This window comes from Halosaccharopolyspora lacisalsi (assembly GCF_014137975.1).
In the GTDB taxonomy this organism is placed as follows: domain Bacteria; phylum Actinomycetota; class Actinomycetes; order Mycobacteriales; family Pseudonocardiaceae; genus Halosaccharopolyspora; species Halosaccharopolyspora lacisalsi.
On record NZ_JACGWZ010000004.1, the window covers coordinates 394,064 to 409,335 of the forward strand.

A 15,272-nucleotide genomic window follows, 5' to 3' on the forward strand; every position below is an offset into this window, starting at 1 on the left:
GCCCACGCGATCCCGCTACAGCGAGAGCTCGGGCTTCAGCCGACTCGGCGTCCACACCTGCTGCCGCCACGCGGCGATGGTGCTCAGCGTCAGCCCGGCGACGAGATAGCACAGCAGCACTCCGGCTGCTCGGGCAGGGCTCTCCAGCCCGCCGCAGTAGAGGAGATGACGCAGCCCGTCCACCACGTAGCTCAGCGGCAACAGCTGATGCAGGGGGTGCAGGGGCTCGGGAATGGTCTGCCACGGGAAGGTTCCGCCCGCTGTGACCAGCTGGAGCACCAGCAGCACCAGGGCGATGAACTTGCCCTTCGGCCCGAAGGCCGCGTTGAGGGCGTGGACCACGGCGGTGAACGCGAACGAGGTCAGTGCGAGGAAGGCGAGCGTCCACCAGGGGGAGGCCGGTTGCACACCCACGCCGAAGAGCACGATCACGTGGAGCAGGATCGCTTGGACCAGTCCGACGATCGCCGCGGGTAGCCAGCCACCGACGGCGACGCGCCACGACGCGACGCCGGTGGCCAGGGCGCGGTTGGACAGGGGTCGCATCAGCAGGAACAGCACGAACCCGCCCACCCACAGGGCGATTCCCAGGAAGAACGGTGCCAGTCCCGCACCGTAGGTGCCCGCGCTGACCTGGGCCTGCTTGTCGATCTTGACGGGGCTGGCGATGGTCTCGGCGGTGGCCTCGCGGGTCGGTTCGTCGGGGTTGGGGATGCCCCCGGCTCCCCGACGGAGCTCGTCGGCCAGCGTGCGTGATCCCTCGACCAGCTTCCCGGACTTCTGGGAGAGCTCCGTGGTCCCGTTCTCCAGGCGATCGGCTCCGTCGGCCAACGCGCGAGCGCCTTCGAGCGCCCGCTGTTGGCCGTCTCGGAGCCGCATCGCACCGTCGTGGGCCTCGTCGGCTCCGGCCGCCGCTCGTCCCGATCCGGTGGCCAGTTCGTCGATCCCTCGGGTCATCTCAGGAGTGGCCTCTGCGAGCTTCGCGGCCCCGGCGGCCACCCGGGGAGCACCGTCGGCGAGCTCGCGGAGCCCGCCGACCTTCTGCTGGATCGCGCCGTTGGCGTCGGTGATCGGTTCGTTGGCCTCGTCCAGGCCCGCGAGCACCTTGTTCACGGTTTCCTCGTCGATACCGAGCCCGCGCATTCGTTCGGCGACGCGCTGCCGGGACTCGTCCAGGTGGCCGTCGATGCGCTGGGACAGTTCGCCGATCTCGGTGGCCTTGTCGGCCAGTCGTTCGTTGCCCGCGGCCACCTTCGCAGCACCGTCGGCCAGGGCGGCCGTCTGCTCCGGTAGTTCGGCGGTCTTGTTCCGGAGCTGTCGAAGACCGTCGTGCACCCGGGCGGTGCCCTGATCCAGCCGTTCGGTGCCCTCGGTGAGTTCGGTGGTGCCGTCGAGCAGCTTTTGCTGCGCGTCGAGGATTCGATGAGCTCCCGTGGCCAGTTTCGTGGAGCCCTGCTCGGCGGAATCGATGCCCTCGGCGAGCTTGTCCGTGCCGCCGGCGAGCTCGTCGGCCCCGCGGGCCGCATCGACCGTCTTGTCGTGCACGGTGCTCAGGCCGAGCAGCAACCGGTCGGCGGCCCGGGTGCCGGCATCGGCGGCGACGGCCTTGCGCACCTCCTCGACGACCTTGTCGGCCACGGTGCCCGCGAGGTAGTTGTTGGCGTCGTTGGTGATCAGACTCAGCCGAGCCCGGCGCGGGTCGAATTCGCCGGGGGAGAGCAGGGCCTGCGAGAAGTTCTTCGGGATGACCAGGGCGAAGGTGTAGTGCCCTGCGGACACGCCCCGAGTGGCCTCGGCTCGGTCGACGCGGTGCCACTCGAAGGAGTCGGAGTCACGGAGTTCGGCGGAGACCTTGGTCCCGGCGTCGAACCTGCTGCCGTCGTCGCGGGTAGCTCCCTGGTCGGCGACGACGACGGCCGCGGGGACCGAGTCCAGCTGCTCGTAGGGATTCCAGTTGGCGTAGATGTACATCGCTCCGTAGAGCAGCGGCACCAGGGTGACGGCCACCAACGCGAGTTTGGGCAGTCGTCCGGCGGTGAGCCGACGCAGCTCGGTGCGCGCGAGCCGGAACGCGGTCATGATGCGTCCTCGGCAGCGGCCGACCGGATGGTGGATGCGTCGTCGTGCCCGCGGTTGTCGTCCCCCATCCGTGCGGCGGGGGCGTCGAGCTTTTCGGCCGAATGCGGAGAGCACAGGACGACGACGGCGCGGCCCCGTTCGGACTGGTGCAGCGCCGCGGCGTACCAGTGGGCGGGATCGCCGCCGTGACGATCGGGGGAGTCCAGGACGAGAGCGCTCGTTCGGCGGTCCTCGACGGCCAGCGCCGGTGTCATCCGGACGCGTTCCCGCACGGGCAGGTGTTCGAACCGGTGCTCGGCATGCTCTTCGAGTCCGTGCTCGCTCAGCCATCTCCGGACCGCCGCGCGTCCCGAACGCCTGCCGGCCATGTCGAGTCCCTCGGCCACGACGTCTCGGACCGGAACCGTTTCCTCCGGCTCGGTGACCCCCGGCGCGTCCACGATCGCGACCGTTCTCCGCAGGGCTCTCGCGTCGGCGCGGCCGTCGAGCCGCACGGTGCCCCTGCCGGGCCGGAGCCGTCCGGACAGCACCAGTGCCAACGCCGTGCGCTCCGGACCGGGTTCTCCGCTGACGAGCAGGAGCTGTCCGCAGCGGACCCGCAACGACGTAGGTCTCAGCAGCGGCCCGTGCGGACCGGTGGCCTCGACTCCCTCAGCGACGATCTCCACGCCGTCCCTCGTTTCTCGCTTCGCGACCGGAGCACCGGCCGCGAAGCGTCAACGCAGGGCGGTGGCCGGTCGCATCTCCCACACGGTCCACAGCGGCCGGTACCCCTGGCGGGGCCAGAAGACCGAGGACAGTGGGTTGGCCGGGTTGTAGTACAGGTAGCTGCCGACGACGCCGGCCCGCGCGAACTCGTCGTGCGCCAGGGCCGTCAGCAGACTTCCGATGCCGGTACCCCGTTCCTGCTCGCGTACCGACAGGCAGTTGACGTAGCCCCACCGACCGCTCGCGAGCCGGTGTTGTCCGGGGTGGGTCTCGGTGTCGGTCCAGCCGCACTCGGCGAGTCCGATCGGTTCCCCGTCGCGCTCGGCCAGCCACACCGGTTCGGACCCCGTCCGGCCGGTGGTGTGCAGGCGCACTCGCGCGGCGTTGCGCTTGAGCGTTTCGGCGTCGCCGCGTAGCACCGACCCGCCGACGAGGGCGGCGTAGTTCAACTCGGCGAGTGCGAGCTCGACCACGGCGTCCAGATCGTCCGTACCGGCGCGACGCGTTTTTACGGTACCAGACAGTTTCGTATATTTGGCGGGCGCTGCGGGGCGTACCGCCAGGCACGTCAGCGGAGCGAACCCGTGGTCCAGTAACGCCCTGGTGGCGTCCACGTCCCGGCTCGGCCAGGTCACCACGGCGGAGGAGTCGGCGGCGGTGATCTCGCGCTGGGACAGCTGCCGGCGCCAGGAGTCGAGCAGGGCGTCCATTCCCGCGCGGGGGTGCTCACCGAGCAGCGGAAACAGTTCGTAGTTCTCGGTGGCCGACCACAGTCGTTGCAGGGAGCCCGGCGGATGACTGGTGTGCGCCATCAGTCCCGCGACCTCCGTGCCGTCGGCGAGCCTCGCCATCAGCGGCTCGCCCCGGTGGGGCAGCAGGTAGGAACTCGGCAACGCTTCGTCCAGGGTCGCCAGCCGAGCGCTCTGGACGTCCATCAGTTCCTGTGCGGTCGTCACGGGCGCTCCTCGGGGGCCGAGTCCAGCGCGCAGACGAAGATGGCCGTCCCCGGGAAGAACTTGCCGCGCAGCGGGCTCCACTGTCCCCACGTTCCCGTGTGCCCCTCGGGCCACTCGGGCTCGACGAGCTCCACCAGGCGCAGGCCCGCTCCGGTGAGCTGGCCGACGTAGTCGCCGAGAGTGCGGTGGTGTTCGACATAGGTGGCCCGACCGGTGTCATCGACCTCCACGTAGGGGCTGCGGTCGAAGTAGGACTGGGTCACGGTCAGTCCTCCCGGTCCGGGATCATCGGGGAACATCCACCGCATCGGGTGCGTCACGGCGAAGATCCACCGCCCGCCCGGGCGCAGCACGCGCGCGACCTCGCGCATCACGGCGCCGGAATCGGCGACGAAAGGTACCCCGCCGAAGGCCGAGCAGGCGAGGTCGAACGAGTTCGTGGCGAAGGGCAGCAGATCGGCGCTGGCCTGGACCAGGGGGACCTCGGTTCCGCTGCGGCTCGCTCCGGACCGGGCGTGGTCCAGCATGCCGGAGGAAATGTCGAGCCCCACCGCCTCCGCGCCGTTTCGGGCGAGCCAACGCGAGCACGCGGCGGCGCCGCAGCCCACCTCCAGGACCCGTTTGCCGCGGACGGTGCCCAGCAGCCCGGCCTCGTCCTCGCGGAGCCCCTCCGGGCACCACACGAAGTCGCTCAGTCCCAGGAAGGACTCGTGCTGTGCCTGGTAGTCGTCGGCGTCGGCGTCCCACCACAACTTGCTCGCGGTGCGCGACTCGGTACTGCCGGGAGTGCGGTGGGCGACTCCGGCCGTGCCGAGGACACGCTCCGCCGTGCTGTGGTCCTCGCTGTCGGCGGCGCCGGGCGTGGGGGGCTCGGAGGAGCCGGCGTCGGAACTGTGCATCGTCGTCCCTTCTCGGCCGCGGGTACCGGGTGGTTGCTCGGTGGCCCGTTGTGCGGCGTGTTCGCTGTGCTGCTTCGGTGGGGTGGGGTTTGCCGCGCGATCGACAAAGCGAGTACGATATCGCTCGCGCCGTGGGTCTTTACGCTGTCCATGCATCTCGCCCGCTTTGCTCGTACCCGCTTCAACCGTGTACGGGCTCCAGTGCCTTGCCGGACGTACCGGATGTGTCCCGGATACGTCATGGCTGGGGCTTCGCCGGAGACGGCTTTCGAGGGAGGTGCCTCAGCGGGGGCGGCCCGGGGTGCGGCACAATGGAAATCCAACGACCGACCTATCCGTACCGGAGCAACCCACCTGATGTCCACCGACACCACCACCGTCCCGACTGCCGCTGCTACTACGAAGCCGCAGGTCGCAGTGAACGACGTCGGGACGGAGGAGGACTTCCTCGCCGCCGTCGACCAAACCATCAAGTACTTCAACGATGGCGATATCGTCGAAGGCACCATCGTCAAGGTCGACAAGGACGAGGTGCTGCTTGACATCGGCTACAAGACCGAGGGTGTCATCCCCTCGCGCGAGCTGTCGATCAAGCATGACGTCGATCCCGCCGACATCGTGGAGGTCGGCGATTTCGTCGAGGCCCTCGTTCTCCAGAAGGAGGACAAGGAAGGCCGACTGATCCTGTCCAAGAAGCGCGCGCAGTACGAGCGCGCCTGGGGCACCATCGAGGAACTCAAGGAGAAGGACGAGCCGGTCCGCGGCACCGTCATCGAGGTGGTCAAGGGTGGCCTCATCCTCGACATCGGGCTGCGCGGGTTCCTGCCCGCCTCCCTGGTCGAGATGCGCCGCGTGCGCGACCTTCAGCCCTACGTCGGCCGTGAGCTCGAGGCCAAGATCATCGAGCTGGACAAGAACCGCAACAACGTGGTCCTGTCCCGCCGCGCCTGGCTGGAGCAGACGCAGTCCGCGGTCCGCAGCGAGTTCCTCAACCAGCTGCAGAAGGGCCAGGTCCGCAAGGGTGTCGTGTCCTCCATCGTCAACTTCGGCGCGTTCGTCGACCTGGGTGGGGTCGACGGCCTGGTGCACGTCTCCGAGCTCTCCTGGAAGCACATCGATCACCCGAGCGAGGTCGTCGAGGTCGGTCAGGAAGTCACCGTCGAGGTGCTCGACGTGGACATGGACCGTGAGCGGGTGTCGCTGTCGCTGAAGGCGACCCAGGAGGACCCGTGGCGTCAGTTCGCCCGGACCCACGCGATCGGTCAGATCGTGCCGGGCAAGGTCACCAAGCTGGTTCCCTTCGGTGCCTTCGTCCGGGTCGAGGAGGGCATCGAGGGCCTGGTGCACATCTCCGAGCTGGCCGAGCGGCACGTGGACATCCCCGAGCAGGTGGCTCAGGTCAACGACGACGTCATGGTCAAGGTCATCGACATCGACCTGGAGCGTCGCCGTATCTCGCTGTCGCTGAAGCAGGCCAACGAGGGCTTCACCCCGGACTCCGAGTTCGACCCGACTCAGTACGGCATGGCCGCCGAGTACGACGAGCAGGGCAACTACATCTACCCCGAGGGCTTCGACCCGGAGACCCAGGAGTGGCAGGAGGGCTACGAGGCGGCCCGCGAGGAGTGGGAGCGTCAGTACTCCGAGGCGATGGCTCGTTACGAGCAGCACATGAATCAGGTCGCCAAGGCTGCCGAGGCCGACGCCGAGGCCGCCGCGCAGAGCGCGGCCGGTGGTGGCGAGCCGGAGCAGGAGACCGGCGGCGGCGACTACACCTCGGGCGGCGGCAGCAGTGCTCCCCAGGAGCAGCAGCAGCCGCAGGAGGAGGAGCAGCAGGGCGGCTCCATGGCCAGCGATGCCCAGCTGGCCGCGCTCCGTGAGAAGCTCTCCGGCGGTGCGTGAGCGATACCTCGCTGAAAGCTAGCTGACGGCGGCCCGTGTCCACGTGGACACGGGCCGCCGTCGTGCGTTCGGCCGGGTGATTTCGCGGTTTCGGGCTGGCTGTGCCGGGCCCCGCCGACTCAGGGCCGGTGATGCGGCGGGCGGCCGTCTCGCAGCGGGGGCCCGTGGCCGAGGCGACCCGGGGAAGCCCGACGACGGCGCCGTCTTCGCCACAGCCCCGCTTCGTCCTGGCAGGATGGGGCGAATGTTGCGTATAGGTCTCAGCGGCGGCATCGGCTCGGGCAAGTCCACGGTCGCGCGGCGGTGGGTCGAGCACGGAGCCGTCCTCATCGATGCGGACGTGATCGCCCGCGAGGTGGTGGCTCCCGGCAGCGACGGGCTCGCAGCGGTCGTCGAACGGTTCGGTGAGGGCGTCCTCGACGAGCACGGTGCGCTCAACAGGTCGGCGATGGCCGAGCGGGTGTTCGCCGACGACTCGGCCCGTACCGAGCTCAACGGGATCGTGCATCCGCGCATCGCCCGGCGTACGGCGGATCTGATGGCCGCGGCGCCCGAGGACGCGATCGTCGTTCACGACATCCCGCTGCTCGTGGAGCTCGGCTACGCGGCCGACTACCACCTGGTCGTCATCGTCGACGCCGACGAGGAGCTTCGGGTGCGGCGTTTGGTCGAGCGCGGGCTCGGCGAGTCCGACGCGCGGGCCAGGATTCGGTCCCAGGCCAGTGAGCAACGACGGCGCGAGGCCGCCGACGTGTGGTTGGACAACAGCGGCCCCGCGGACGATCTCCGCGCCGAGGTCGACCGGTTGTGGACGCGGCGCCTGGTCCCGTTCGAGTCCAACGTGCGGCTGCGGCAGCTCCCGAACCGCGGTCCCGCCCGTATCGTGGAGCACGACCCGGACTGGCCCCGGCAGGCCGCACGACTCGCGGCCCGGCTGAGCAAGGCGGCGGGCGAACGAGCGCTGCGGGTCGACCACATCGGTTCGACCTCGGTTCCCGATCTGGCGGCCAGGGACCTCCTCGACTTCCAGCTCACCGTGCGCAGCATGGAGGACGCCGACGCGCTGGAACAGCCGCTCTCCGACGCGGGCTTTCCCGTCCGGCCCGACATCGACGTCGATCACCCCAGACCCGATGCTTCGGGCCCTCACGAGTGGATCAAGCGGTTCCACGTCTCGGCGGATCCGGAACGTTTCGCGAACCTGCACGTGCGCGTGGCGGGGCGCGCGAACTGGCGTTACGGGCTGCTGTTCCCTGCGTGGCTGCGAGCCGATCCGCGGGCCCGAGCCGAGTACGAGAGGCTCAAGCGGGAAACGGCGGCACGGTTCGTTTCCGACGCCAGGGCCGACCGCTACGCGGAGGCCAAGAACCCCTGGTTCTGCGAAGCGCTTCCACTCGCCGAGCAGTGGGCCCGGGAGACGGGGTGGCAGCCGCCCGAGGTGTGATCACCACGGTTCGAAGACGCCCCGGTGAGCGAGCCACTGGTTGAGGTCCCGGTGCAGCCTGATCTCGTCGAAGGTCCGCAACACCGTCCGGAGCGCGTAGTCGGCCTCGCTGAGGCGGATCGCCCCGCCCGACACGGCGGCGGCGAAGTCCTCGGAGTGGATGACGCGTGTGGTTCCTCCTTCGGGGATTTCGAGACCGAGCAGCAGATCGGTGGTGGTCCACGATCGGGTGTTCGGTTCGATACGAGCCGCCGTGACCAGACTGCCCTCCCGCCGGGCGTGCCTGCTTCGTGGCCGGTACTGCGTCAGCCGCACGCCCAGTTCGGGCAACAACCACGTGATCTCACTGTCGTGGGCGGGGTCCTGCGGCGTGGGGCACTTGAGGGACAGGCCCCACTTTTCGAGATGACAGTCGTCCAGCTGTTGGGTCGCGCCGGACGGGAGGTGGCGCTGTGCGCTGAATACGTCGACAACTTCAACCGGTTGGGCTGCGATCACCGTGCTCACAGTCTCGGAGAGTAACGCTTATCGGACCGGAAGTGATCAACAGTGGACTTCTGTTGGACAACTTTTTTGCTGTGTTCGCGTATCGATTCGGTGTTGTTCACCGGATTGCTCCGTTCGGCGGTTGCTCCGTTCCGGGGGTCACGAGGTGTTCAACGTGGCCGCCAGGACAGCTCGATGTCCTTCTCGGCCAACCACCCGGACAGGTCGTAGTCGTGCCGGGCCAGCCCGTCCAGCGTGATGTGCGTGGTCGTCATGGCCTGTTGGGCGGTCGTGTCGTCGAGCAGGCTCGCCCGCAGGGCGGTCAGGAACTCGTCGATGTCCAGGACGTCGGCGTGGCTGCCGGTGACCACGACGATGTCGAGGTAGAGGTCGAGACTGCGCCACCGCGCCGCGCCGGGTTCGATGGTGGCGATGTCGAGGTAGAAGTCCTGGTCGCGCTCCTGGCCGGGATGCCACCACCAGTCGGTGACGCGGATGCCCAGCGAGGGCAACAGCCACGACTCCACGTAGGAGGCGCGCGGGTGGTCGACCAGGGGTCTTGCCATGTACAGCCCGAACGGCTCCACCCGGTACTCGTCCACGGCGCGCACGTGTTGTTTGGAGTCGGTGTTGGTACGCGGTCCGAGGTCGAACAGTTCCACCTTGGGTGGGTGAATGGGCAGTCCGAGTTGGTCGGCGATCTCGCGCTGCGTCGTCACGACGACACTCTATGTCGGAAACGGCCGTCCGAGTAGGGGTTGACGACGACGTTGGCGGCACGGTGTCGGTGCGGCCTCGTACCCTGGGAGGCGTGGCATTCGCGACTGAGTACCCCGTGCTGGCCCAATCCGAGTTCCGGCCGGTCGGCGACATCCCGCGATCGGACGGTCGCTTCCGGGTGGTCAGCGACTACGAGCCGGCGGGAGACCAGCCCGAGGCGATCGCCGACCTGGAGCGGCGGATCAACGCAGGTGAGGGCAACGTGGTTCTGCTCGGCGCCACCGGTACCGGCAAGTCGGCCACCACGGCCTGGTTGATCGAACGCATCCAGCGGCCGACGCTGGTGCTGGAGCCGAACAAGACCCTGGCCGCCCAGATCGCCAACGAACTGCGCGGGTTCTTCCCGGAAAACGCCGTGGAGTACTTCGTCAGCTACTACGACTACTACCAGCCCGAGGCCTACGTTCCGCAGACCGACACCTTCATCGAGAAGGACTCCTCGGTCAACGAGGACGTGGAGCGCCTTCGCCACTCGGCGACCTCGAACCTGCTCAGTCGCCGCGACTGCGTCGTGGTCTCGTCGGTCTCGTGCATCTACGGACTCGGTACGCCGCAGTCGTACCTGGACCTCGCCATCGAGCTGAAGGTCGGGGGCGAGGTGGACCGGGACGTGTTCCTGCGCGCCCTGGTCGACGTGCAGTACCAGCGCAACGACATCGCCTTCCAGCGCGGCACCTTCCGCGTGCGCGGGGACACCGTCGAGATCATCCCGGCCTACGAGGAGCTGGCGGTACGGGTGGAGTTCTTCGGCGACGAGGTCGACCGGTTGTACTACCTGCACCCGCTGACCGGCGACACCGTGCGCGAGGTTTCCGAACTGCGCATCTTCCCGGCGACGCACTACGTGGCCGGGCCGGATCGGATGGAGCGGGCGATCAGCGACATCCGGGCCGAGCTGGATGACCAGCTCGCCAGGATGGAGAAGCAGAACAAGGTGCTGGAAGCCCAACGGCTGCGGATGCGCACCGAGTACGACATCGAGATGATGCGCCAAGTCGGCTTCTGCTCGGGCATCGAGAACTACTCGCGCCACATCGACGGACGTGAGGCCGGTTCGGCGCCCGCGACGCTGCTGGACTACTTCCCCGAGGACTTCCTGCTGGTCATCGACGAATCCCACGTGACGGTCCCGCAGATCGGCGGCATGTACGAGGGTGACGCCTCCCGGAAGCGGACGCTGGTCGAGCACGGTTTCCGGTTGCCGAGCGCCCTGGACAACCGCCCGCTGACCTGGCAGGAGTTCAGCAGCCGAATCGGCCAGACGGTGTACCTGTCGGCCACGCCCGGGTCCTACGAGGTGGAACGCTCCGGCGGAGAGTTCACCGAACAGGTCATCCGCCCGACAGGGCTGCTCGATCCCGAGGTGGTGGTCAAACCCACGGAGGGCCAGATCGACGACCTGGTCGGCGAGATCCGGGAGCGCGCCGACCGCGACGAGCGGGTGCTGGTCACGACGCTGACCAAGAAGATGGCCGAGGACCTCACCGACTACTTCCTGGAGCTGGGCGTGCGGGTGCGTTACCTGCACTCCGAGGTCGACACGCTGCGCCGTGTGGAGCTGCTGCGCCAGCTGCGGTTGGGGGAGTTCGACGTGCTGGTCGGTATCAACCTGTTGCGCGAGGGGCTGGACCTTCCCGAGGTCTCCCTGGTCTCCATCCTGGACGCCGACAAGGAGGGGTTCCTGCGTTCGGGTACCAGCCTGATCCAGACCATCGGTCGTGCGGCGCGCAACGTCTCCGGCCAGGTGCACATGTACGCCGACGCGGTGACCGACTCGATGCGGCGGGCGATCGACGAGACCAACCGCAGGCGTGAGAAGCAGATCGCCTACAACACCGAACACGGCATCGATCCGAAGCCGCTGCGCAAGCAGGTCGCCGACATCCTCGATCGGGTCTACACCGAGTCCGAGGACACCGAGGAGACCGTGCAGCCCACCGGTTCCGGGCGCACCGCGTCGCGGGGCAAGAAGCCGACCGGGGAGGCCGCGGCGCAGGCGAGTTCGGGCGTGGTGGAAGGCCGCGACACCAAGTCGATGCCCCGCGCCGAGCTCGCCGGCCTCGTGCAGCAGCTCAACGACCAGATGATGAACGCGGCTCGCGAGCTGCAGTTCGAGCTCGCCGCCCGCCTGCGCGACGAGATCAACGACCTCAAGAAGGAGCTGCGCGGCATGGACGAGGCCGGTATCGAGTGACGGGCCGTGCCGGCCGAGGTGAACGCCAGGCCCTCGGTGACGACCCGGCCGATTACGGGTCCCGTGGTCCGAGTCGGCGTCCGGCGTGCCGCACCCGATGACTGATCTCCGCCGGGGCGTCGATGGTGATTTCGGCGTCGAGTGCCGCTGTCGCGGCGACGTACTGGGTCACCAGGTCCGCGGAGTCCGCGCTGATCCGGACGAGGCACTCCTCGGGACCGCGGTCGTCGATGTCGCCGGGGACCGGTGCGAGCAGGCGGGTTCGCACCTCCTCCGCGGGCAGGCGCACGGTGACCCACACCGTGTAGCGGTACGACGCGCTCGCGAAGGAGCGGGTGAGGTAGGTGGCCGCGTCCGGGGCGGGCAGCTCGCGCGGAGGGAAGGAGCGACGCGTGGGGGTGGGGGTCTCGATCCTGTCGACGCGGAAGGTGCGCCAGTCCGACCGGTCCGGGTCGTGGGCGAGCAAATACCAGTGGCCCCGGACGGTGACGAGGCTGTGCGGTTCCACGCGGCGTGCGCCGGCCTCGCCGGACCGGCCGCGATAGTCGAAGGCGAGGACTTCCCGATCACGGCAGCACGAGGCGAGCACGGCCAGCACGGTGGGATCCACGCGAGGTGCCGCGGGATGCCGTTCCACGGCGGCGGTGGCGCCGGTCAGGGCGCTCAGTCTGGGGCGTAGCCGTGTCGGCAGCATGTGTTCCAACTTCGCCAGCGCCCGCATCGAGCTCTCCTCGATCCCGGGCACCCTGCCGTCGGCCGCCGTCACCAGTCCGACGGCCGTCGCGATCGCCTCGTCGTCATCGAGCAGCAACGGAGGCAGATTCCTGCCCAGGGTCAGCTGATAACCGCCCGCCGTGCCGGTGGTGCCCCGAACCGGATAGTCCAACGCGCGCAACCGATCGATGTCGCGGCGCACTGTTCGGTCGGTGACGCCCAGCCGCTCGGCGAGTTCGCTGCCGGACCACTCGCGTCTGCTCTGCAACAGGGACAACAGGCGAAGCAGCCGTCCGGGCATGTTCCCGCGCGTCGAATCCTCGTGCACCGGGCCAGATTGCCACTGATCGCGGACGAGATGTGTCCGCAAGGATTCCTAGCGTGGTGGCATGACGGAAGCAGCGCAGGAATCGAACGCCGTGGACGCGTTGAGCGAGCACACGAGCGGAGAGGTACGCACCCCGGACACCACCGGCTACGACGAGGAACGGACCGGCTTCCAACGCCTGGCGGCGCACCGGCCCGCCGTGATCGCCGGAGTGACCACCGAACAGGACGTCCGTGACGCCGTCCGCTTCGCATCCGCGGGGGGATCCCGCGTGGCGGTCCAGAACACCGGTCACGGACTGAGCACTCCGATGGAGGGCGGCGTGCTGATCAGCACCCACCGCATGGCCGGAGTGCGGGTGAAGCCGCGGGAGCGCACCGCGTGGGTCGAGGCAGGTGCCACCTGGCGGCAGGTGATAGCGGAGGCGGCTCCGCACGGGCTGGCCCCGCTGTCCGGAAGCCTGCCGGGGCTCGGAGCGGTTTCCTACGTCCTGGGCGGGGGCGTGGGGCTGTTGGCCCGGCGCTACGGTTTCGCCGCCGATCACGTGCGTCGCGTCGACCTGGTCACGGCCGACGGGCGGCTGCACCGGGTGACCGCGGACGGCGACGCCGATCTGTTCTGGGCACTGCGCGGGGGAGGTGGCAACTTCGGCGTCGTCACCGGTGTGGAGATCGAGCTCGTGCCCGTGGCGAGCCTCTACGGTGGCGGCTTGTACTTCGACGTCGAGCAGCTGCCCGAGGTGCTGGAGGAGTGGCGCCGCTGGACGCTCGGTGTCCCGGAGGAGATGACCTCGGCGGTGTCGATGCTGCCGTTCCCGGCCGGGCCGGCGGTGCCGGAGGAACTGCGCGGGCGGCACGTGGCTCAGCTTCAGGTCTGCTATTCCGGTCCCGAGCAGGAGGGGCGGCAGTTGGTGGAACCGCTGCGTGCGCTCACACCGTGCCTGCGTGACACGGTGCGCGAGCTTCCCTACTCCGATTCGGGAGCGGTGTTCGAAGAACCCGATCAGCCCCATGCCTATCGGTCGCGAAATCTGCTGCTGCCCGACCTCGATCCGCGGGCGCTGGCCACGTTGCCGCGGCAGGCCGGCCCTTCGGCACCGGCGATGTGCGTGGTCGGATCGCGCCACCTCGGCGGTGCGCTCTCACGGCCACCGCAGGTCGCCAGTGCCGTCGGCCGTCGGGAGGCCGCGTACTCCTTGGGCGTGCTTTCCCCGGTGCAGCCGGGCGAGGAGAGCGCCGTCGATGCCGTGCACCGTGACGCTCTCGCACCGTTCACCGGAATCGGGTGCTCGCTCAACTTCAGTTTCGGGCCGCTGGACGCGGAGCGGGTGCGCAGTGCCTTCGACCCCGCTGACTACCGGCGGCTCACCGAGCTCAAGGCCCTGCACGATCCGCGGATGCTCTTCCGCTGCAACCACGCGATCCCACCGAACGGCGTGTGAACCACGCCGACTCCGTTCGAACCGGAAATCGCCGGGTCGCCTCTCGGGGAAGCGAACCCGGTGGTTTCCGGGGCTGGATCGGCCTCACGCGAAGGCGCTCACGCGAAAGGCCCTCAGACGAAGGCGCTGTGGCCGGTGATGGCCTTGCCGACGATGAGCGTGTTCATCTCGCGGCTGCCCTCGAAGGAGTAGACGGCTTCGGCGTCGGCGAAGAACTTCGCCACCTCGTAGTCGAGCACGATCCCGTTGCCGCCGAACAGCTCGCGTGCCCAGGACACCACCTCGCGCATCCGGGTGGTGGTGAAGCTCTTGGCCAGTGCGGCCTGATCGGCACCGGCACCGCCCTCCTCCATCTTCTGCGCCAGTCGCGTGACCATGCCGAACATGGCGGTGATGTCGCCCAGCATCTTGACCAGCAGGTCCTGGATCATCTGGAAGGAACCGATGGGCTTGCCGAACTGCTCGCGGGTGACCGCGTACTCGCGGGCGAGCTCGTAGGCGCGGATGGCCACGCCCAGGGCCTGCCAGGCGACGTTGCCACGCGTCTTGGCCAGCACCTTGGCCGTGTCGCGGAAGCTGTCGATGTTCTGCAGCCGGTTGGCTTCCGGGACCCGCACGTTCTCCAGCGTGAGGTCGGCGTTCTGCACCGAGCGCAGCGCGATCTTGCCTTCGATCTTGCTCGCGGTGAACCCGGGCGTGCCCTTCTCGACCACGAAGCCCTTGACGTTGCCGTCGGCCTCGTCACGCGCCCACACGACCACCAGGTCGGCGAAGGTGCCGTTGCCGATCCAGCGCTTAGCGCCGTTGAGCACCCACTCGTCACTGTCGCGACGAGCCGTGGTGCGCATTCCGCCGGCGACGTCGGAGCCACCCTCGGGTTCGGTCAGCCCGAAGGCGCCGATCTTGTTCCACGCGACCATGTCGGGCATCCAGCGGTCACGCTGCTGCTGGTCACCGCCACCGTAGATGCTGCCCATGGCCAGGCCGGTGTGCACGCCGGAGGCCACGGCCAGCGACGGGTCGACCTTGTTGAGCTCGATGCTCAGGAAACCGTTGAACAGCGGACGCCGGGCACGGCCGTCCCCGTACTCGGGGTACTGGAAGCCGGCGATGCCGAGCTTGGCGAACTTGTCGATGGACTCGAAGGGGAACTCGGCCTTGTCCCAGGCCTCGTTGGCCAGCGGTTTGATCTCGCGCTGCAGGAAATCGCGGATCTCGGTGAGTTCGTCTCGTTCGGCATCGGTGAGCAACTCCTCGAAGCCGAAGAAGTCGGGGTTGGTCTTGGCCTGCTTGGCCATGGTGATCACCTGTTTCGTGGGAAGAGTGGTGCGGCGGCCGGCG

At 68.9% G+C, this 15,272-nt stretch carries 12 protein-coding genes; 4 read left to right on the plus strand and 8 right to left on the minus strand.

Features of this window, described 5'->3' with window-relative positions; all coding sequences use genetic code 11:
* Positions 1 to 15 precede the first annotated feature (15 nt).
* From FHX42_RS16005 to FHX42_RS16020, 4 genes are read right to left on the minus strand one after another with little or no spacing between them, the layout of a single operon-like run.
* On the minus strand, positions 16 to 2,079 hold the full coding sequence (locus tag FHX42_RS16005) for a YhgE/Pip domain-containing protein (RefSeq protein ID WP_182545173.1): 2,064 nt from the start codon (positions 2,077 to 2,079) through the stop codon (positions 16 to 18).
* Positions 2,076 to 2,747: a hypothetical protein gene (locus FHX42_RS16010; protein ID WP_182545174.1), complete on the minus strand. Its 672-nt coding sequence runs from the start codon at positions 2,745 to 2,747 to the stop codon at positions 2,076 to 2,078. Before FHX42_RS16010 ends, FHX42_RS16005 begins: the two co-directional genes overlap by 4 nt.
* A 48-nt stretch (positions 2,748 to 2,795) precedes the next feature.
* Positions 2,796 to 3,743 (minus strand): GNAT family N-acetyltransferase, encoded by a 948-nt coding sequence (locus FHX42_RS16015; RefSeq protein ID WP_182545175.1) that lies wholly within the window; start codon positions 3,741 to 3,743, stop codon positions 2,796 to 2,798.
* Positions 3,740 to 4,642, minus strand: a complete 903-nt coding sequence (locus FHX42_RS16020; RefSeq protein WP_182545176.1) for a class I SAM-dependent methyltransferase — start codon at positions 4,640 to 4,642, stop codon at positions 3,740 to 3,742. The genes FHX42_RS16015 and FHX42_RS16020 overlap by 4 nt, the downstream gene beginning before the upstream one ends.
* 357 nt (positions 4,643 to 4,999) lie before the next feature.
* Here FHX42_RS16020 and rpsA point away from each other — a divergent pair, with 357 nt between their 5' ends.
* Positions 5,000 to 6,544, plus strand: a complete 1,545-nt coding sequence (rpsA, locus tag FHX42_RS16025; RefSeq protein ID WP_182545177.1) for a 30S ribosomal protein S1 — start codon at positions 5,000 to 5,002, stop codon at positions 6,542 to 6,544.
* Between the two features lie 244 nt (positions 6,545 to 6,788).
* Positions 6,789 to 7,988: a dephospho-CoA kinase gene (gene coaE / locus FHX42_RS16030; RefSeq protein ID WP_182545178.1), complete on the plus strand. Its 1,200-nt coding sequence runs from the start codon at positions 6,789 to 6,791 to the stop codon at positions 7,986 to 7,988.
* Here coaE and FHX42_RS16035 read toward each other — a convergent pair whose 3' ends face one another.
* Positions 7,989 to 8,495: a DUF402 domain-containing protein gene (locus FHX42_RS16035; protein ID WP_182545179.1), complete on the minus strand. Its 507-nt coding sequence runs from the start codon at positions 8,493 to 8,495 to the stop codon at positions 7,989 to 7,991.
* A gap of 149 nt (positions 8,496 to 8,644) precedes the next feature.
* Positions 8,645 to 9,193: a DUF402 domain-containing protein gene (locus tag FHX42_RS16040; RefSeq protein ID WP_182545180.1), complete on the minus strand. Its 549-nt coding sequence runs from the start codon at positions 9,191 to 9,193 to the stop codon at positions 8,645 to 8,647.
* Between the two features lie 92 nt (positions 9,194 to 9,285).
* Here FHX42_RS16040 and uvrB point away from each other — a divergent pair, with 92 nt between their 5' ends.
* Positions 9,286 to 11,448, plus strand: coding sequence for an excinuclease ABC subunit UvrB (uvrB, locus tag FHX42_RS16045; protein WP_328796230.1), 2,163 nt, complete (start codon positions 9,286 to 9,288; stop codon positions 11,446 to 11,448).
* A 52-nt stretch (positions 11,449 to 11,500) separates the two neighbouring features.
* Here uvrB and FHX42_RS16050 read toward each other — a convergent pair whose 3' ends face one another.
* On the minus strand, positions 11,501 to 12,463 hold the full coding sequence (locus tag FHX42_RS16050) for a helix-turn-helix transcriptional regulator (protein WP_182545333.1): 963 nt from the start codon (positions 12,461 to 12,463) through the stop codon (positions 11,501 to 11,503).
* Positions 12,464 to 12,551: 88 nt separating this feature from the next.
* On the opposite strand from FHX42_RS16050, the gene FHX42_RS16055 reads away from it, so the two are divergent.
* Positions 12,552 to 13,931, plus strand: coding sequence for an FAD-binding oxidoreductase (locus FHX42_RS16055; protein ID WP_182545182.1), 1,380 nt, complete (start codon positions 12,552 to 12,554; stop codon positions 13,929 to 13,931).
* A gap of 113 nt (positions 13,932 to 14,044) precedes the next feature.
* On the opposite strand, the gene FHX42_RS16060 is transcribed toward FHX42_RS16055, so the two are convergent.
* Entirely contained in the window at positions 14,045 to 15,229 is a 1,185-nt protein-coding gene (locus FHX42_RS16060; protein ID WP_182545183.1) for an acyl-CoA dehydrogenase family protein, read from the minus strand.
* Between the last annotated feature and the right edge of the window lie 43 nt (positions 15,230 to 15,272).